22 protein-coding genes are annotated in these 19189 nt (G+C 60.1%); 20 read left to right on the top strand and 2 right to left on the bottom strand.

What is annotated here, in order from left to right:
- The first annotated feature begins 16 nt into the window (after positions 1 to 16).
- The 20 genes from E2481_RS09000 to E2481_RS08905 all read left to right on the top strand — a co-directional run bounded on the left by E2481_RS09000 (position 17) and on the right by E2481_RS08905 (position 17729).
- Positions 17 to 481, top strand: a complete 465-nt coding sequence (locus tag E2481_RS09000; RefSeq protein WP_136716799.1) for a chemotaxis protein CheW — start codon at positions 17 to 19, stop codon at positions 479 to 481.
- A gap of 97 nt (positions 482 to 578) precedes the next feature.
- Complete coding sequence (locus E2481_RS08995; protein ID WP_136716798.1) at positions 579 to 1304, top strand: RAD55 family ATPase; 726 nt, start codon at positions 579 to 581, stop codon at positions 1302 to 1304.
- Positions 1305 to 1466: 162 nt separating this feature from the next.
- Positions 1467 to 1802, top strand: a complete 336-nt coding sequence (locus tag E2481_RS08990; protein WP_136716797.1) for an ArsR/SmtB family transcription factor — start codon at positions 1467 to 1469, stop codon at positions 1800 to 1802.
- Between the two features lie 138 nt (positions 1803 to 1940).
- Positions 1941 to 2225 carry a DUF7521 family protein gene (locus E2481_RS08985; RefSeq protein ID WP_136716796.1) on the top strand — a complete coding sequence of 95 codons (285 nt, stop codon included), beginning with the start codon at positions 1941 to 1943 and terminating at the stop codon, positions 2223 to 2225.
- Positions 2226 to 2508: 283 nt separating this feature from the next.
- Positions 2509 to 3258, top strand: coding sequence for an archaellin/type IV pilin N-terminal domain-containing protein (locus E2481_RS08980; protein WP_256867891.1), 750 nt, complete (start codon positions 2509 to 2511; stop codon positions 3256 to 3258).
- Between the two features lie 209 nt (positions 3259 to 3467).
- Positions 3468 to 4190 (top strand): archaellin/type IV pilin N-terminal domain-containing protein, encoded by a 723-nt coding sequence (locus tag E2481_RS08975; RefSeq protein WP_136716794.1) that lies wholly within the window; start codon positions 3468 to 3470, stop codon positions 4188 to 4190.
- A gap of 261 nt (positions 4191 to 4451) precedes the next feature.
- Positions 4452 to 5150, top strand: a complete 699-nt coding sequence (locus E2481_RS08970) for an archaellin/type IV pilin N-terminal domain-containing protein (RefSeq protein WP_136716793.1) — start codon at positions 4452 to 4454, stop codon at positions 5148 to 5150.
- A 92-nt stretch (positions 5151 to 5242) separates the two neighbouring features.
- Positions 5243 to 5935: a DUF7500 family protein gene (locus E2481_RS08965; RefSeq protein ID WP_136716792.1), complete on the top strand. Its 693-nt coding sequence runs from the start codon at positions 5243 to 5245 to the stop codon at positions 5933 to 5935.
- Positions 5936 to 6636: 701 nt separating this feature from the next.
- Complete coding sequence (locus E2481_RS08960; RefSeq protein ID WP_136716791.1) at positions 6637 to 7131, top strand: hypothetical protein; 495 nt, start codon at positions 6637 to 6639, stop codon at positions 7129 to 7131.
- Positions 7132 to 7296: 165 nt separating this feature from the next.
- The gene (gene cheY, locus E2481_RS08955) at positions 7297 to 7656 is read left to right on the top strand and encodes a chemotaxis protein CheY (protein ID WP_136716790.1); all 360 of its coding nucleotides are present in this window, start codon (positions 7297 to 7299) and stop codon (positions 7654 to 7656) included.
- A gap of 8 nt (positions 7657 to 7664) precedes the next feature.
- Positions 7665 to 8873 carry a chemotaxis protein CheC gene (locus tag E2481_RS08950; protein WP_136716789.1) on the top strand — a complete coding sequence of 403 codons (1209 nt, stop codon included), beginning with the start codon at positions 7665 to 7667 and terminating at the stop codon, positions 8871 to 8873.
- Positions 8874 to 8878: 5 nt separating this feature from the next.
- Complete coding sequence (locus tag E2481_RS08945) at positions 8879 to 9397, top strand: chemotaxis protein CheD (RefSeq protein ID WP_136716788.1); 519 nt, start codon at positions 8879 to 8881, stop codon at positions 9395 to 9397.
- Positions 9398 to 9635: 238 nt separating this feature from the next.
- Positions 9636 to 11315 carry a FlaD/FlaE family flagellar protein gene (locus E2481_RS08940; protein ID WP_250137768.1) on the top strand — a complete coding sequence of 560 codons (1680 nt, stop codon included), beginning with the start codon at positions 9636 to 9638 and terminating at the stop codon, positions 11313 to 11315.
- On the top strand, positions 11299 to 11748 hold the full coding sequence (locus E2481_RS08935; protein WP_136716787.1) for a flagellin: 450 nt from the start codon (positions 11299 to 11301) through the stop codon (positions 11746 to 11748). Before E2481_RS08940 ends, E2481_RS08935 begins: the two co-directional genes overlap by 17 nt.
- Positions 11749 to 11793: 45 nt before the next feature.
- Entirely contained in the window at positions 11794 to 12258 is a 465-nt protein-coding gene (locus E2481_RS08930; protein ID WP_136716786.1) for a hypothetical protein, read from the top strand.
- A gap of 55 nt (positions 12259 to 12313) precedes the next feature.
- Positions 12314 to 12772 (top strand): CARDB domain-containing protein, encoded by a 459-nt coding sequence (locus tag E2481_RS08925; protein ID WP_136716785.1) that lies wholly within the window; start codon positions 12314 to 12316, stop codon positions 12770 to 12772.
- On the top strand, positions 12769 to 13530 hold the full coding sequence (locus E2481_RS08920) for an ATPase domain-containing protein (protein ID WP_136716784.1): 762 nt from the start codon (positions 12769 to 12771) through the stop codon (positions 13528 to 13530). Before E2481_RS08925 ends, E2481_RS08920 begins: the two co-directional genes overlap by 4 nt.
- A 12-nt stretch (positions 13531 to 13542) precedes the next feature.
- Positions 13543 to 15213: a type II/IV secretion system ATPase subunit gene (locus tag E2481_RS08915; protein ID WP_136716783.1), complete on the top strand. Its 1671-nt coding sequence runs from the start codon at positions 13543 to 13545 to the stop codon at positions 15211 to 15213.
- A gap of 5 nt (positions 15214 to 15218) precedes the next feature.
- Positions 15219 to 16976: an archaellar assembly protein FlaJ gene (gene flaJ, locus E2481_RS08910; protein WP_136716782.1), complete on the top strand. Its 1758-nt coding sequence runs from the start codon at positions 15219 to 15221 to the stop codon at positions 16974 to 16976.
- Between the two features lie 261 nt (positions 16977 to 17237).
- On the top strand, positions 17238 to 17729 hold the full coding sequence (locus tag E2481_RS08905; protein ID WP_136716781.1) for a DUF5807 family protein: 492 nt from the start codon (positions 17238 to 17240) through the stop codon (positions 17727 to 17729).
- A gap of 1 nt (position 17730) precedes the next feature.
- Here E2481_RS08905 and E2481_RS08900 read toward each other — a convergent pair whose 3' ends face one another.
- Both E2481_RS08900 and E2481_RS08895 read right to left on the bottom strand, forming a co-directional pair.
- Entirely contained in the window at positions 17731 to 17946 is a 216-nt protein-coding gene (locus E2481_RS08900; protein ID WP_136716780.1) for a hypothetical protein, read from the bottom strand.
- A gap of 133 nt (positions 17947 to 18079) precedes the next feature.
- Positions 18080 to 19189 (bottom strand): DHH family phosphoesterase, encoded by a 1110-nt coding sequence (locus E2481_RS08895; RefSeq protein ID WP_136716779.1) that lies wholly within the window; start codon positions 19187 to 19189, stop codon positions 18080 to 18082.

Below are 19189 nucleotides of genomic sequence, written 5' to 3'. Positions count from 1 at the left end.
GTCGAGGTGAACGGATATGTCACAGGCGACACCCACGAACACGGACGACGTCGATGCGACCGGGCAGGTACTGGAGTTCAAACTCGGCTCGGAGACGTACTGCGTCGATATCGACTACGTCACCGAGATCGTCGACGTCGGTGACCTGACCGACCTCCCGAACGCACCCGACTACGTCGACGGCGTGATGGATCTGCGCGGTCGAACGACGGCCATCGTCGATCCGAAAACCGTCTTCGACATCGACGAGACGTCGGCCGACAGCAAGCGCATCATCGTCTTCGACCCGGACATCATCGCCAACCGGAAGGCGGCCGGTTGGCTCGTCGACGAGGTGTACCAGGTCGTCAAACTCGACGACGAGACCGTCGAAGACGCGCCCGAAAGCGGTCGCGAAGCGGTTCGCGGCGTCATCAAACACGGCGACACCGACGACGACAGCTTCGTCATCTGGGTCGACCCCCAGGCCGTTCACAGCTAGCGCCGCCGCCAACCGTCGGCATCGATGCCCGTCGATTTTTCAGGTCGATGACGGATGCTTTTTTAATTTCCGACTCGTATACCCGTCCAACCAACCAATGGTAGAGCTAACCAAGACGGGTATCGATGGGCTCGACTCGATACTCAACGGTGGGATCGTGACGAACTCGACGACGCTCGTCAGCGGCAACCCGGGGGCGGGGAAGAGCATTCTGGGACTCCAGTACATCTACAACGGCGTCAAACACTTCGACGAGAAAGGGATCTATCTCTCCTTCGAGGAAAACGCCCAGGACATCCGCGAGGCCGCCGAGTCCATCGGCTTCGAGGACTGGGACGACTACGTCGAGAGCGGCGACATCAAGGTCTACGACAAACAGGTGTTGCTCCGGGAGAACGATTTCTCCTCCTCACTCGACATCCTGCTCGACGACATCCAGGGCGAGGACTACCAGCGCCTCGTCCTCGACTCGCTGACGATGTTCCAGCTCTTTTTCGAGAACGAAAAAGAAAAGCGGACCTACCTGCTGAAGTTCACGGACATCCTCCGGAAGAACGAACTGACGACGCTGATGACCAACGAACAGGGCGCGATGTTCCCCGACACCGACATCGGCCTGGAGAACTACCTCACCGACGGGAACATCTACCTGATCCAGACGCCGACCGAGTCCGGCGTCAACCGGTACGTCTGGGTCGCGAAGATGCGCAAACAGAACATCGAGACCGACATCTTCCCCATGGAGATCGAACAGGGCGGCATCACGGTCCACGAGAACGCCAGTGCCTTCTCGATGATGAGCGAAGAGGAATCGCCCATCTAACCCCTTTGACACACCGTTATTACCCTCGATAACGATCGTAACCGACCGATACGTCGTTTTTCGGTTCCGAAAACTCTCCTTACGACCCGGCGTATGGGTCCGTTATTCTGTCCGTCTGACCCGTCAATTTTATACTTTAGAAAATTCATTATCTGATAATAGATGCCACCAGCTGAGATACTCCGGACCCTCGGGAACAAGTACAGTGCAGAGATCCTGGAGGCGACAGACGAGCCCCAGTCGGCCCAGGGACTCAGCGAGGAACTCGACATTCCGATCGCCACGTGTTATCGGCGCATCGACGAACTGACCGAACACGACCTGCTGGAACTCCACGACAACATCCTCTCGGACGACCGTCGACGGATCAAGGTGTACCGCCGGAACGTCGAGGAGATCACCGTCGACTTCGCCAACGAGCTGTCGGTGACGGTCGAGGAGCGGTCGGAAGTGACCAACAAACTCGACGAGGCCTGGCGTACCCTCTCGGAGAGCTGAGGTTTCAACTGTGCCCGCCTGTACTGTTCCCGCGTTCCCTCCGGCGGTTTCTCTCTCGGTGTAACCAGGGATTATCAGCAGAGATATTTTCAAGCGTGGATTTAAGAGACGGCGGTCTCTACGGTGGTCTATTGAACGATGGTTGCACTTATCGAGGTCCTCTACGCCGTGTCGACCCTGGTTTTCGTCGTCGCCGGCCTGACCATGGTCGGGATGGCGATACGCGCGTACGTCCAAACGTCACGTAATGCGATGTTACACCTCTCGGTCGGGTTCTCGCTGGCAGTCGCCGGGGCCGCAGCGACGATGATCAGTGCCTTTCTCACCGAGTTCGACGGGACAAAGCGACTCCTGCTCGTCAACAGCGGACTGACGACCTTCGGGTATCTGTTCGTGATGTACAGTCTGGTCACGTACGAGTGAGCCGACAGCCACTTTCCCGCGTCGGTGAGTGCCAGTTTTCTCCCTGATAGCGGATTCGATTCCTGATACTGTCGAAAAACACCTTCTGGTTATCAGTCGAGCTTATCACGGGATCTGTACTATTCCTCCTCCTGGATGGCTCTCTGACCCATCGTCCGATTCTCATTAATTCTGTTTTCAGTTATGATATTTAGAAAGGTGATTTTATCATCACGCTCTCGAACCGTCAAGTAGAGTCCGGGTTCATAGCGGTTTCCCGCTCACTCGGGCGCATGTGATACCCATGTTCGACATAGACGACGAAACGAAAGAGGAGCTCCGGGGGCAGGTCGGTATCGGGACGCTCATCGTGTTCATCGCGATGGTGCTGGTCGCGGCGATCGCGGCCGGTGTCCTGATCAATACGGCCGGCTTCCTGCAGAGTAAGTCCGAAGAGACAGGTCAACAGAGCGGCGAACAGGTGACGAATCGGTTGCAAGTCCTTCAAACGACTGGTATGAAAACTGGTCAGGATGACTCTACCGTGATCGGTGGGGTTGAGATGGTCGCAACGAAATCACCGGGTGCTGAGGATATTGCGATAGAAGGGATTACGATGCAATGGGTTGATAATACTGGGTCCTACGATCTCGTCCATGAAAACGTCTATACAGGAAACGTTGACGGGGCGTTCGCTCAGTCAGTGGTCAAAGATACTGACGGTTCGATAGGCGAAGACTCTCCTGTGATCAACAGTAACGATGATCGCGTCCGGCTCGTTATCGACGTCGGGGACTCGGACTATGATGAATCTAGTACTGTTGAGCAAACAAAGAGAATTGCTGATGCATACAATGAATTAGATGATTATTCTTACCCTGATGATCTGGATGTGGACAAGGGAGTTGCCAAACGAATAATCCGCGATAGCGAAGACGGACTTGAAGAGGGATCGACAGCCTCGATTCGAATCACAACGCAGTCGGGAACCGCGACTACCCTCCAACTTACAGTTCCCGAATCTCTGAGCGGTAAGACGGCAGCGCGGTTGTAATCGTCTGACTATCTTTGCGGGACACCGGATGGAGTTGCACTCTGGTATTGTTTTTTGCTGATCTATTTGGGATAGACGGTGATCTGTGTCTAAAATCTCTGTTTTCATCGGTGATAATGTCTGGGTCAATTTTATACCCTTTGTCTGGCTCCCTATAGATAGAGTCCGGGTCGACAATGCGGTTGTCCTCCCGGGCGCACGTGATACCCATGTTCGACATAGACGACGAAACGAAAGAGAAGCTCCGTGCCCAGGTCGGAATTGGGACACTCATCGTGTTTATCGCGATGGTGCTGGTCGCCGCAATCGCTGCGGGCGTCCTGATTAATACGGCCGGGTTCCTGCAAAGTAAGTCAGAAGAGACAGGACAACAGAGCGGCGAACAGGTGACGAACCGCCTGCAAGTCCTTCAGGCCAGCGGTGAGAAAACGTCGGCTTCGTTTGACTCCAGTCCAAGACTCGGCGCTGTGAACTTGGTCGTGACGAAGGCCCCGGGTGCTGAAGACATCGCACTGCGAGGTATTACGATGCAGTGGGTTGATGACACTGGGACATACGACCTCGTCCACGAACACGAGTATGAGGGTAACGTCGATGGGGCCTTCGCACAAACGGCTATCAAAGACGAGGACGGATCGATTCGGGACGCGACTGGCGAGGATGGATCGCCGGTTATCAACAGTGGCGACGACCGCGTCAACATCGTTATTGACGTTGGTGCGAAAGACGTTGGTGGGTCGGGATCCGATCTGAGCGCATATGAAACCGATCCTACTACTGAAACTGACGGAACAATCCTCCGTGAGAATTCTGGCGGTCTTGAGGAAGGCGAGACAGCCTCGATCCGCATCACAACTGCGTCCAGCACGGCATCGACTGTCCAGTTGGTCGTGCCCGAATCGCTGAGCGGGAAGACGGCAGTTCGCCTGTAAACGTCTGATACTGCTTTTTTCGCAGATCTGTCATTCGAGAGTGGCTACTGAGGGCAGATTTGTCACTGAAGATTCGCGTAGATTAGTTTTCCCCCGAGTGTTCGATCAAAAAGGTCTGAGAAATCGAAAAAGTGACAACACAAAGGAATTCACTATTCAGATCGCGATAATTTGCGGGTTACACTTATCATCGCTACCCTTTATTAAGACTATAGAGTCCGATTCGGTGGCTCTTCGCCGTTCGGACGGTTGAGACATACTATGTTTGATATAGACGACGAAACGAAAGAGAGGCTCAGAGGCCAGGTCGGGATCGGGACACTGATCGTGTTTATTGCGATGGTACTGGTCGCAGCGATTGCGGCCGGCGTGCTGATCAACACGGCAGGCTTCCTGCAGAGCAAGTCAGAGGAGACTGGACAACAGAGCGGTGATCAGGTGACGAATCGACTGCAGGTTCTCCAAGCTAGTGGGGTAAAGACAACTACTGACGGTGATACTTCGATCGGTGGTGTCATCCTCGTCGCGACGAAGGGGCCTGGTGCTCAAGATATCGATCTGACTGGCCTCACCATGCAGTGGGTCGATGATTCTGGCACGTACGACCTAGTTCACGAAGACAACTTCGATGGAAATGGAAACGTTGACGGGGCGTTCGCCCACAATGCAATAAAGGATGAAGACGACTCGCTCTCTGGTAGTAGCGGTTCACCGGTCATTAACAGTGGTGACGACCGTGTTAACATCGTGATCGATGTTGGTGACTCCGAGGATGGTGTGGATAACGCCATTGGCAACGCATACGGCGAATCAATCACCGACGATAATACTATTCGGGGCAGTGGCCTCAACGAGGGCAGTACGACTTCGCTCCGCATTACGACGTCATCTGGGACCGCATCGACCGTCCAGTTGACTGTGCCCGAATCGTTGAGCGGAAAGACGGCAGTTCGGCTGTAACCGTACGCGACGCTTTCCCTTTTAGTACCAAGATGCTACCTATGTAGCTCCAACCAACGGAATTATATTCGCTCGTCACTGACTACCACACTATGCCCTCGGGCCTGGACGAGGATGCGGACATCGAAGAGGGGCCGGTTCTCTCCCCTGAAGAGCTCGACATCTCGAACGACGAGCGCGTCAAAGAGATCGACGACGGTCGCTACGTCGTTTCCTCGGGCGGCCCTGTCACCGACCAGCAAACCGATCCGGCCGGCGAGCTAGAGGCGGGACAGGCCGACACCCCGGCGAGCGACGAGTACAAGACCGGACCGAACCCGGCGATCGACAACGACGATCCGACGCCCCTCGAATCGGCTCCCAACACGGAGGCCGACCAGCCGTCCGCATCACAGTCACCGTCTCAGTCGCAGCCACAACCACAGTCCCAGTCGCTCGACGCGCGCTCGGTTCACAACTGGCTGTCCGAGGATCTGCAGGCATCGAACTCCGACTACGCGTTCGATGTCACGGCGAATTTCGGGGGGAACGTCTCCCAGCAGCGGATGGTCTCGAACGACGTCGTTACGACCTTCGAGACGCTCGTGATGTGGTACGCCCAGCAGGTCGACCGCAACACGCCGGTGGGCCAAGTCCTGGGCATCCTGCTCATGGAGGCGAACGTGCCGATCCGCTACCCGACCAAGGCGCTTCGAAGTGCGCTCCAGTCGACGAACCTCTCGGCCGACGACACCATCGCGGACCTGCTGGCGGAAGTCAAGGAGAATCAGGGACTAGAGCTCTGATACTGCGTCACTGGGCCATTTTCACGGCAGCATCGAAACAGATTGAAGACTAACGCTGGGGCACGGACCGCTATAATTGTAATTACCTGTTTAAACAGAGCCTAGAGAACACGTCCCATCGACGACCCTTCGGTTCCCGTACTGAGAAGGACAGGGCCACGGAGAAACGGGTTTCTGGAGGGATGTACTTCGGACGAACTCACAACCTATATGGAATATGAGCATTCGTAAGGATGCCAGAAACCCATAGACCGGGCCATGGTTATTCCGTGATTGAACACAAAATATTGTGGATCTGAGTATATGCCGCTGAATCCGAATACTCCCATCTACTGAGCTCACACCCAGAGCCATCTGCTTTCGACCGCGTACAGTATCTCTCCAGATAGGCTTTGGCGCTGCTACTTCACGTATAAACCGATATCTCTCATTCCGTTCTTTCCACATAGCGGTGTGGCTGCGTAAGGTTACCAGCGGTGTCATTCATTCCTCGCTGAGCGATAAAACGGGCCGATTCTCCCCTCGATACTAATAAAAGCCTCTCTGTTTTGGCGTATCGCCTGTACGTGCCGGTCCCAAACCAGTGCCCTAGCTGTACGTTAGATGATTTTCCCATCCATCAACAGTCATTACCATGTCGAATATCAATCCAGTCGGCTGGCCGAGTATTTTAGGTAGTTGGCTTCTCAACCCCAAACGAGATGGATTTCGTGTGGCGCATCCGTGTCCTGACACTCGGGTTCATGCTGTTTGTCCTATTGATTTCGGGGCCGGCCGTGGGACTCGTCGATCTGACGCCCGAACAACGTGATCCCGACAGCCTCGGCGACGGTTCGGCCAACGTCAGCATGGCCTCGGACCCGGCGTCGGACCTCCGGATCGACCGCGGCCGGTTCGGAACTGGCGTGTACTACCTTCGGATGCCTCCGGCGGTCGTCGATGTCGCTGCGATCGACGGTCGTCCCAGGCTCACCTACCGGGTCACCGTTCCCGGACTCGACTACACGGATTCGACGTCAGAAATGCTCAGCCCGGATGATACGGGGCGGATGCGCGTGGCGCTCTCCGACCGTGCGTTCGCACCTGAAACGCTCACAAACGATTCCTACCGCGCCGAAATCGTGGTCCGCGTCCAGAGTTTCGAGACGGATACGGTCGTCTACCGACGCAACGCCACGGTCTCCGTCGGCCGGTGACGTGTCCCCGGGCCGATTTCGACGCTGAAACTCGCACTGTCGGACCGCTTTCGCCGCGTCAGACGTAGTGCTTGCCGTCGAAAACCCTCCGCCAGTGCTATCAATCGCGATAATCCGTGGGAAGCGTTTATTGGGATATTCGGGTAAGGAACTGACGAGCAGATTATGCCAGAGGTACTGATTGCGGACGATTCGGAGTTCATGCGGAACCTCCTGCGGGAGATCTTGGAGGAGGATCACCAAATCGTCGGCGAGGTCGAGAACGGTGTCGAAGCAGTCGAAGTGTACAAAGAAGAGTCGCCCGACTTGGTGATGATGGACATCGTGATGCCCATCCGCGATGGAATCGAGGCGACGGACGAGATCAAAAGCGGTGACCCGGACGCGACGGTCATCATGTGTACCAGCGTCGGGCAGGAAGAGAAGATGAAAGAGGCCGTCAAGGCCGGGGCGGACGGATACATCACGAAACCCTTCCAGAAACCGAGTGTTATCGAGGCAATCGAGGACGCCGTCGGGGCCTAGAGCTCGCGATGCAAGTCGATATCCAGTCGCTGGAGACGTTCAACCAGTTGGCCTACGAAGGTGCCGAACAGGCAACGGCGATGATGGCGCAGATGACCGGCATCGACGCCGCCGTCGACGTCACCAAGATCACCCTCATGGACCGGGCCGACGTCGGTGAGGAACTCGCCGGCCAGCCATTCGTCGGGATCCAGTTCGGCATGGAGGGCGTGCTGAACGGGGATACGACGCTCGTCTTCGAAGAGCGTTGCCGGGACCCGATCGTCGAGGCGCTTCCGGGCGGTTCGTCCGACGGTGACATGGCCGAAAGCAGCGTCAAGGAGATCGGCAACATCATGATGAGCGGGTTCATCGACGGCTGGGCCGACTACCTCGAAACGACGATCGAACACTCGCCGCCGGAGTACATCGAGGCGACGGGCGCGGACGTGTTACCCAGTGCCGATGGTGTGGGCTCCGAACAGGTGTTCGTCTTCAAGAGCCACATCGACTGGCCCGGGGAGGACCTGAACTTCTACATCTACATGTTACCGGAGTACACGGAGATGGCCGAGGTGATGGCCGCCAACGCCGACACCCAATCCGACGCGATCCCGGTCGACAAACTCTCCGTGTTCAACCAGATGACCAGGGAAGGCACGCAGAAGGCCGCCGAGAACGTCACTGCGATGACTGGAATCGAGACGGATGCGGAGGTGACCCAGATCAGCTTCGCACCCATCGAGGACGTGCCCAAACAGGTCGACAGCAAGTCCTACGTGGGGACCGTCGTCGAGTTCGACGGGACGCCGTCGGGATACCTGTCGATCCTGTTCGACGAGACGTCGGCGATGAACGTCGCCGAGGCGCTGATGCCGATGGAACCCGACGGCGAGGGGTTCACCTCGATGCACGAGAGCGCGATCGAGGAGATGGGCAACATCATGACCAGCGGGTTCGTCGACGGGTGGGCGAACGTCCTGCAGACTTCCGTCGAACACACGCCTCCCGAAGTCGTCCACGACATGGGCCAGGCGATCATGGACCCGCTGGCGGCCCAGGTTGGACAGCACCAGACTCACGCCTTCATCATCGAGTCGCGGATGCAGACCGACGACCTGGACTTCAGCTGTGAGATCCACGCTCTGCCCGACGACGCGGAACTGAAACAGGCACTGGACGACCTGGAGATCGAACGAAAGGACGAGACCGAGGCCGACGTCGAGAAGATCTTCTGACAACAATGAAGGTCTACGATGGGTCGAGCGGGACGAGTACGGAATCCCAACAGGAGCGTCTCAAGGTCGGGATCGCCGAGTACGAGGTGACCACCTCGGGGGCCAACCTCACGACGAGCGGTCTCGGCTCCTGTCTGGGGATCGCGATGTACGACGAGGCGGCCGGCGTCGCCGGCCTGGTTCACGTCATGCTGCCCTCGGCAGACGAAGTCGACGACACGAACGAAGCGAAGTTCGCCGACACCGGCATCGAACTGCTGGTCTCCGAGATGGAACGGGCCGGGGCGTCCACTCGACACATCGAGGCGAAGGTCGCCGGCGGCAGCGACATGCTCGACTTCTCGCAGAACGGTTCGGGGATCGGCGTCCGGAACGTCGAACAGGTCGAGGAGACGCTCGACTCCCTGAACATCCCCATCGTCAGCCAGGACGTGGGGGGAGACCACGGCCGCTCGCTCAAACTCGACGGGAACTCGGGGGACCTGACCGTCAAGAGCGCGAACAAGGGCAGCCAGATCATCTGACGGGCGACCGCCGCGTGACAGCCACCCGTCTGACGGAGTCAATAGATGGCTACGGTCTCCGTAATCGCCGACTACAATCAATATGATATCGCCTGCAAATAGCGTTTCTAATGATGATAATAGACACGTTCTCTGCAGCCAATTACGGCGTAAATCTCCACATGAAACGCTCAGACAGTATCATTTGTGAAGCTAGCGGCGTTAAGTTGAAGTTACTCAAGTTAGTATACGTACAGTGATGAGCAGTCTCGCCGCGAGCCACGTCGTCGTGCTCGTCCTTCAGACCGTCAGCGAAACGGCCTCCCCGGTACCGGAGAGTCTGGTACCCGTCCTGGTTGCATTCGCCAGCGGCGCTGTGGGAATGAGTATCAAAAACGTCTTCGACTCGATCATGTCCGACGAGAACGAAGGCGACGGGGACGAACTCGGCGGAGACGACCTCGGTGGCGGCGGCGACGGAGGTGGTCTCATGTCCGAGGAAGGAGACGACGACCTGGACGACCTCGGCGGGCTCGGCGGCGGCGACGACGACTTCGGCGGGTTCGACGACGACGGCGACGACCTCGGTGACATGGGTGGCGGCGGTGGCGGCGGCGCGGCCACCGACGAGCTCGAGAACCGTCTCGACGAACTCGAAAACGAGGTCGGAAGCCTCCAGTCGACCGTCAACACCGTCCGGAACGAGAACGAACAGATCGGCGAACAGGTGACCGACATCGAGGAGAACGTGCGAAAGCTGCTCGACATCTACGAGATGGTCACGCGCGGGGTCAACCCGTTCGCCGACGACATCCAGCCGGGTGCCGGCGGCGGTGGCGGTGCCGGCGGTTCGATGGACGCCGGCGGCTTCGGCCTCTTCGACGACGACGAGGGCGAGGAGGAAGAAGAGCAGATCGACGACGACATCGCCAACGCCGACGCTGAAGGGTTCTTCGACGACGACCTGACCGAACCCGACGACGACGAGGGCGACCTCGACGGCGGCTTCGACGAGGACCTCGACGACGGCGGCGACGACCCGCTCGACGACGACGGTGGCTTCGAGGAGGACATCGACGGCGGGGACGACCCGCTCGACGACGGCGGGCTCGACGGCGATGGACTCGACGACGGCGACGAGAGCGGCGGCGAGGGTGCCAAATCCTTCCAGGAGTTGAAAGAGGAGTACGAGGACGGCGACGCGGAGTGGGCTGACGAGGAAGGCGCTGCCGATCTCGATGCCGACGGGATGGAGGAGATGGACGACGGAATCGACGATCTCGGCGATGACCTCGACGACGACGGAGACGAGATGTTCGAGTCCGGCGACGCCGACGACGTCCTCCCGTCCGCAGACGAGGACGACGACGATGAAGTCGTCACGTCCGGTGACGTCGACGACGTCCTCCCCGGCGACGACGCGGCGGAAGCCGAAGACGTCGTGCCGGCAGACGAGACCCCGGATACCGAGGAGGAACTGTCCGGCGTCGAGGACGTCGGCGAGACGCAAGCGCCGGCGGCGGCCGAGAACGGAACGACCAGCGACGAAACCGAGATGACCGAGACTGAGACGACCGAGACCGAGACGACCGACAGCGGGCCGGGCAAACCGTACCTCGATACGCTGCCGGAGGGATACGCGACCGATCTGGTCATCGTCGAGTGGCTCGATTTCCTCATCCAGGAGTCGAACGTCCGCGAGGCCTCACAGGCAATCAACTACTACGACCGGATCGACTGGATCGACGACGAGGTCGCCGACGACCTCCGCTCGTTCATGGTCGCGTTCGACGAGACGACCGGTACCAGTGACGCTACCCTGACTATCGATCACCACACCAAGAGTCTCCGTTTCATCAGCCAGCTCAACGGTGACGGGGCTGACACGACGGCGATGCAGCTCATGCAGCGTGGTGGTGGTGATGGGCTTCAGCATTAGCGGATCGGCGGCCATCGTCTTCGCCGGGATGTTCATCAGTTTCGGCATTTTTTACGGCGCAACGTCGAATAGCTTCGAGCGTGTCACCGATGCCCAGACCGACCAGACCGACGTGATCGTCGACGAAAAAAACGTCGCCGTCGAGATCGTGGCCTACGAGCGAATCGACTCGACCGACCGACTCACGATCCTGGTCAACAACACCGGTGCCAGGGCGCTCGCCGTCGACGAGACGGATCTGTTCGTCGACAACGAGTACTTCGCCGACGCGGAGACGGCGGTAAACGGCGACCGCGACACGACGCTGTGGGCACCGGGCGAGCAACTCAACGTCACGGTCCGGGTCGAGAACCCGAGTCGCGCCAAGATCGTCGCGGAGCACGGTATCGGCGATACCGCGATCGTAAGCGGTGACTCACTGGTGGTGTTCTGATCGTGCGACCGACCCAGTGCCCGCGCCGTTCCGGAGGTGCTCGCGATGGGATTTAGCGTTAGCACGTCGATGGCCATCGTCGTCTTCGGGACGCTCGTGGCATTCGGTGGCGTCTACACCGCGACCTCGAACACCGTCGAACAGGTCCAGACGGCCACCGGCGAGGAGGACGAGCGGCTGTATTCGACCCAAGAAACAGCCATCAACGTTACATCTACCGAGCTACTGGGTTCCGATGACGGCTGTGGTGTCAATGTCACCGTCACCAACAACGGATCGACGACGCTGTCGTTCGCAGAGACCGACATCCTGGTCGACGGCGTCTACCAGACCGGCTGGGCGGACGCTGCGACGGTCGACGATGACGGCGATACTGATATCTGGCTGCCGGGACAACCGCTGTCCGTCCAGCTGACGGACGGTATCGACACCGTCCCCACCCGGGTCAAAGTCGTAACCGGCTCGGGCGTCGCGGCGACTGCGTTCCCCACAGGTGATGTCTCGTGCTAGGCGACTCGCTCACCGTTCGACACCGCTCGCCCCGGCCGCCGGAGGTGCACCTGTAATGGCGAGTGTCTCCGTCTCACACATGATCCTGTTTATCGCCTCGATCGTCGTCGCGGCGAGCGTCGTCGGCGTGTTCACCGACAGCATCTCGCAGGTGAGCGAGGCCATCGACGACAGAGGCGTCTCGGTGAGCGAGAACGTCCGCACGGACATCGAGATCATCAGCGACAGCGGGTCGACGAACGTCTACGACGAGAACGACAACCGCATCACGATCCACGTCAAGAACACCGGTTCGGAGACGTTGGCGGCGGAGCCTACTCAGATAGACCTGTTTGTCAATGGGAGGTATCAATCGGTAGAAAACATGGACGTGAGTCTGGTCAGCGATTCGTCCACGTGGGGCCCTGGTGAGGTCGCGAGGATAAACATCTCGAACCAGGACCTCGGCGGCGGTGACCACCGCGTGAAGGTAATCATCAATCAGGACGAAGAGGTGTTCGAATTCCACATATGAGTGTCGGCACACAGAACCTGTATTCGCTAGGCATGGAAGATCACGACCGGCTCAACAAGGAACTCGGTGGCGGGATTCCACCGGGCAGCATCGTCCTCATCGAGGGCGACTACGGGGCCGGGAAGAGCGCGATGAGCCAGCGGTTCACCTACGGCCTCTGTGAGGAGGGGTACTCCGTGACGATGCTGTCGACCGAACTGGAGATCGGCGGGTTCTTAGATCAGATGAACTCGCTGTCCTACGACATGGTCGACCACATCCTCCAGGAGCGGTGCCTGTTCCTGCACGCCGACATCGGCGACACGAACACGCTCACCGGCGGCGAGGACGACAGCGACCGGAAGGACCTGCTCAAGCGGCTGATGGAGGCCGAAGTCATGTGGTCGACCGACGTCATCATCGTCGACACGTTCGACTCCATCCTCCGGAACGACCCGAAGTTCGAGGCGCTGGTCCGACAGAACGAGGAACGGCAGGCCGCCCTGGAGATCATCGGCTTCTTCCGCGATCTGATCTCCCAGGGGAAAGTCATCGTTCTCACCGTCGACCCGTCGACGCTGGACGAGTCGGCCATCGGCCCGTTCCGGTCGATCGCCGACGTGTTCCTCGAACTGGAGATGGTCGAGGTCGGGAACGACGTTCGCCGCCAGATCTCCGTGAAACGGTTCGCGGGGATGGGCGAACAGGTCGGTGACACCGTCGGGTACTCCGTCCGGTCGGACACCGGGATCGTCATCGAGAGCCGTAGCGTCGCCTGACAGGAGCCCAGTATGACCGAACAAGGAACCGCCAAACCGTCGGACGAACTCAGGCAGTACGCAGCGAGGCGTCCACACCTGCAGGAGCACCTGCGGAAGATCAAACAGATCACTGGCGAGTTCCCGATGTTCATCGAGGAGGCCGACGACGAGTACGAAACCGATCGGCCGAACGTCCTCTATCCGGTCGGCGGCCCCATCTTCTGTCACATCTACGGCGACGTCGGGCAGGACACCAAGTACTACACCGTCGAGCCGGAACTCGACGAGACCGAACAGGTCGTCTACGAGAAGGTCCGGGACAAACTCCTCCAGAAGTCGGTCACCAAGCCCGCCCCGCAGAACGAGGCCGAGTACGACGACCGGATCGAGGAACTGCTCCAGGAGACGACCCGCATCAAAGACAGCGAGGGGGGGAGCGTCTTCGACCGCATCCCCTCGGTGCTCGACATGGGGAAAGTAGAGGTCTCCCAGGAGACCTACGAGGACATCCGGTACGTCCTCAACCGCGACATCGTCGGGCTCGGTCCACTGGAGCCGATCATGCGCGACCCGGCCAACGAGGACATTCACGTCATCGGCCCCCACGAGTGTTACGTCGACCACGGGGTCTACGGGATGCTCAACACGACCGTCGACTTCGGGACCCCCGAGGAGTTCGACCAGTGGCTCCGGAACATGGGCGAACGCATCGGCGACCCCGTCTCCGACTCGGACCCCATCGTCGACTCGACGCTGCCCGACGGGTCGCGTCTCTCGCTCATCTACTCCGACGACGTCTCGGTCAAGGGCCCCAGTCTCACCATCCGTCAGAAGGAAGGCGTCCCGCTTTCCATCTTCCAGATTACCAAGTGGGGGACGCTGTCCCCGCGGCTGTCCGCGTATCTCTGGCTCTGTCTGGAGAACGAGCAGACGGTGTTCGTCGTCGGCGAGACGGCGTCGGGGAAGACCACGACCCTGAACTCCATCATGGCGTTCATCCCCCGGGACGAGAAGATCTACACTGCCGAGGACACCGCCGAGGTGCTCCCGCCACACGACACCTGGCAGCAACTCCTGACGCGCGAAGGCGAGGACGAGGGGACCAGCGTCGACATGTTCGACCTGGTCGCGGCCGCACTGCGTTCCCGCCCCGACTACATCATCGTGGGCGAGGTTCGTGGTGAAGAGGGTCGGATGGCGTTCCAGGCCGCACAGACCGGTCACCCGGTCATGCTAACCTTCCACGCTTCGGACATCGTCTCGATGATCCAGCGCTTTACTGGTGACCCGATCAACGTTCCGGAGACGTTCATGGACAACGCCGACGTGGCGCTGTTCCAGAACCGGGTCAAGCAGGGCGACCAGGTCCTGCGTCGGGTGACCTCCGTCCAGGAGATCGAAGGCTACTCCAAGGAGATGGACGGGGTCGTCACCCGACAGGCCTTCTACTGGGACCCCGTCGAGGACGAGATCGTCTTCCAGGGCATGAACAACTCCTTCGTCTTAGAAGAGCAGATCGCGACGCTGCTGGGGTACGAGGACACCCGCGACATCTACGACGACCTCGATTTCCGTGCGAAGATCATCGAACGCGCGATCCAGGAAGACATCCTCGGCTACCACGAGGTCGACGATCTGATCGCGAACTTCCAGCGCGACGGTATCGAAGGACTTCCGTTCGACATCCACCGCGATATCTGACTCCGATGGCTTCCCAGGAATCCGACGCCACGTCCGAGCAAATCAGGGAGTCCGTTGGAGACCTCTTCAGCGACCTTCTCGATTCCTACCAGCGGATGAACATGCCGATGCGGCGGTACGTTCTCATGATCCTGCTGCCGTCGATCGGCTTTCTCGTGCTCACCGTCGTTGTCGCCCTCCTCCTCGACGATCTGGCCTTCATGATTCGGGCCCCGATACCGCTGCTCGGACTGCTGGCGCTCGGGACTGCGATCTTCTACCCGAAAGTGCTGCTCTCCCAGGAACGGAAGGCGCTGAACAACCGACTCCACCTGCTGATCACGCACATGACCGTGCTGTCGACTACTCGAATCGACCGCATGGAGGTGTTCCGCGCGCTCTCGAAGGAAGACGAGTACGGAGCGCTCACCATCGAGATGCGCCGCATCGTCCAACTGGTCGACACCTGGAACCAGAGCTTAGACGACGCGCTCCGCCGTCGGGCGAAACAGGTCCCGAGCGAGGCCTTATCGGACGTGTTCGACCGCCTGGCCTACACCCTCGGTGCCGGCCAGTCGCTCAAGGAGTTCCTGATCTCCGAGCAGGAACAGGTGATGCAGAACTACGAGACGGTCTACTCCGGCGCGCTCGACAACATCGACGTGATGAAAGACCTCTACATGTCGATGATCCTCTCGATGACGTTCGCGCTCGTGTTCGCGGTCGTGCTCCCCGTCCTCACTGGGACTGACCCGACCATGACCGTCGCGGCCGTCATCGCGATGTTCGTCTTCGTCCAGACTGGGTTTTACATCGCCATCCGTGCGATGGCCCCGTACGACCCCCTGTGGTACAACCCGGAGGGCATCACGACCGACCTCGACAAGTGGATGATCGCCACCTTCGCGACCGGGGTCGCACTGACGATGTTCCTCTCGGTCATCTCCATCGGCGGCTTCTTCGGTGTCAGTCCGATCTCCCTCGAGATGCTCCTCCCGCTCTCGCCGGTCCCGCTCCCGCTGTACGTCGCGATCCCGATCACGCCGCTCATCATCCCCGGCATCTATATGCGCCGCGCCGAGAACCGGATCAAGGCCAAAGACGAGGAGTTCCCCAGTTTCATCCGCGCGCTCGGTGCCGCGGAGGGGGCCAAGCAGGCGACCTCCTCGATGGTGCTCCAGAGCCTCCGGAAGAAGGACTTCGGGGAACTGACCGGCGACATCGACGACCTCTACAAGCGGCTGAACATGCGCATCGAACCGACCTCCGCCTGGCGGTACTTCACCGCCGACTGCCGGTCCTACCTCATCCAGAAGTTCTCCGAGATGTACCTCATCGGCCGCGAGATGGGTGGGAGCCCCAAGCAACTTGGGGAGATCATCGCTACGAACATGAACGTCGTCATGCAGTTGCGACAGAAGCGCTCCCAGGCGACGACGACCCTCATCGGTCTGCTGTACGGGATCTCGGCCGCCTCGACCTTCGCCTTCTTCATCGGCCTGCAGGTCGTCAACATCCTGGCCAACATGACCCTCGACATCAACTCCACGGGCCAGTTCGACGTCGGCTCGCTCATCAACACCCAGGTCTACAACATCCCGCTCATCGAGTTCCTGCTCATCATCGTCATCGTGTTCAACGCCCTCCTCTCCTCGCTGATGATCCGCGAGACCGATGGGGGCCACAAGATGAACTCCTACATGCACTTCGTGCTCATCACGTGGCTCGGCTCGATCATCTCCATCGTCACGAAGAACATGGTCAGCTCGTTCCTCTCTATCTAAACCACTTTTTTACTTCGCGGGGTCGCGATGCGACCCCGCTTGTAAAAACCTGGACTAAAAACTGCTGCTCCTCGCGCCAGCGGCGCTCGGAGCAGTGAACCGCGCGCCGACGGCGCGCGGATGCTGGACCAAACCACCGTGACTGTACCCCAAACCCATGGCTCGCGTTTGTACCGCTCGCCGTTCCGAGGCACTCCCGATGGTCGTGCCTCGCTCACCCCGTGTCGCGTCCCTTTTGTGCCCGCAACGGCGAATGCGGGCATGAACGAGAAACGCGAGCAGTTCCTCGCCGGCGAACGCCCCGACGACGTGTTGCTCTTCTTCAACGAGGAGGCCGTCGACGGCCTCGACCGCCTGGCCGAGGTCGGCGAGGCCGTCGAGAACGGCGTCGTCATCGTCCTCCCCGGCGAGGAGGGGCGGACGGCGTTCCAGCGAGCCACCGGCGTCGACCCCATGCAACTGGCCGGGTCGGCGATGCACAACGAGTCCGAGATCGCCCGCGACTGCACGGACGGTGAGTGTCCGGACAGCGCGGAACGGAGTTCCGCGAATCGGTCGAGCGGTGAGGGAACCGAACCGCGAGACGCTGACGAAGACGGCGACCACTGGCCACGGTTCGTCTTCGGCTTCGCCGAGGAGGAAAACGAGGAGGTCGGCGGCCGCTACGCCGACGGCGACGTCATCCACGCCTACGCGCTCTGTGACTGTGGCACCGCTTACTCCCAGAAGTGGATCGCCGGCGAACGCGCCTGACCTAGTTCTCTCCCGTCGCGTCGTCGTGTGTCGACCCGACGTAGACTGCGGCGACCAGTGCCATCGCGACGAACACGCCGGCCTGGGCCGCCCCGCTGTCCGGGACGTACTCCGCCAGTACCTGCATGATCAGCCCACCGACTCCGACGACCCCCACGAGCGCGAGGAACGCACGCGGATTGTTCGCGACCGTTCGAGTGAATGATGCACCACTCATCTGCCGACTGTGTCGACTGGATGGTAAAAGCGGTTTCGACACCAAAATCGCAGTACAGTAATCGAATCTTACCCGAACGAAAGCGGGTATGTCCCCGCAAGTATTGGGAACCGAACCTGTCTGTTCCGCCGTCCTACTGCTCCGTCTCCAGTCCTTCCTCGTCCTCGGCTTCGGCTCTGGCTTCTCGTTTCACGTCGTGGAAGGCCTCGATGATCACTTGTTTGGCCACCGCACCCCGAGTCGTCCAGTGGTGGGCGTAGTCGAGCATGTCGTCGTAGATGTCGGGCTTACAGCCTGCGGCCTTCGGGTGGCCGCCGCCGTTGACTTTTCCGGCGACCTCGTGGGCGCGCTCGAACTCGTCGGTCCCCCGGATCGAGGCGCTGCCGGCGGGTTTGACGATGACGGCGGCGTCGGTCCCCTCCTCGCGGAGGGCCTCGGCCACCTCGTTTTGCGAACAGCGGCCGTAGGTGACACCCACAGACCAGTCGCCGATCTCGCGGATCTCCGCGCGGTCGATGGCCTTCTCGATGAGCGCCTCCTTCTCGACGCGCATCTCTGCCAGGAACTCCTCGACGTCCGCGGGGAGGTCTGGGCCGTGTTCGACGACGACGTCGATGTACTCCTCGGGTTCGGCCCAGTAGGAGAAATCGGCCAGGTCGTCGCTGCGGGGGTCCTCGCGGAGCCAGAGGTCGTGGTCGCGAGTGACGACCGCGAGTTCTTCGAGGTGGGCCGGGACCTCGCCGTCGAGCGAGCGGGCGACCACGTCGGCCGTACACTCCTCGTCGGACTCGCCGACGACGCGGTCGGTGACGGACTCGTCGACGAGCGCCCCCAGCTCCTCGTCCCACTGGTGATGATCGTACCAGTAGATATCGCCCGCGCGCTCGGCGAGCGTGTCGAGGAACTCGACGTCGTCCTCGGAGTCGGGACAGAGGTCACAGACGAACACTGGTACGTCGGGGTCGACGTACTCGGAGACGCGCTCGATCGCATCGCCCATGTCGTGGGGACCGGCCGGCACCAGTGCGGCGTCGGCGACGACGGCCCGGACGAGCGCCACGCAGGCCAGTCCGTCGGCGTCGGGGTCGGCGATGACGACCGCCGGCGTGTCCGTCACTGCCTCTTTGGTTTCGCGCTCTTCCTGTACTTCCTCGAATGAGTCGGGGTGGAAAAACCCCTCCCCGGGGAGTACCGATTTCCGGGCGAGTGAGAGTCGCTCGTCGTCGATGAGCCAGTCGTCCAT

It is taken from the genome of Halorientalis salina, assembly GCF_005049285.1.
Taxonomy (GTDB): domain Archaea; phylum Halobacteriota; class Halobacteria; order Halobacteriales; family Haloarculaceae; genus Halorientalis; species Halorientalis salina.
This window is presented reverse-complemented; position numbering and strand designations above follow the sequence as displayed.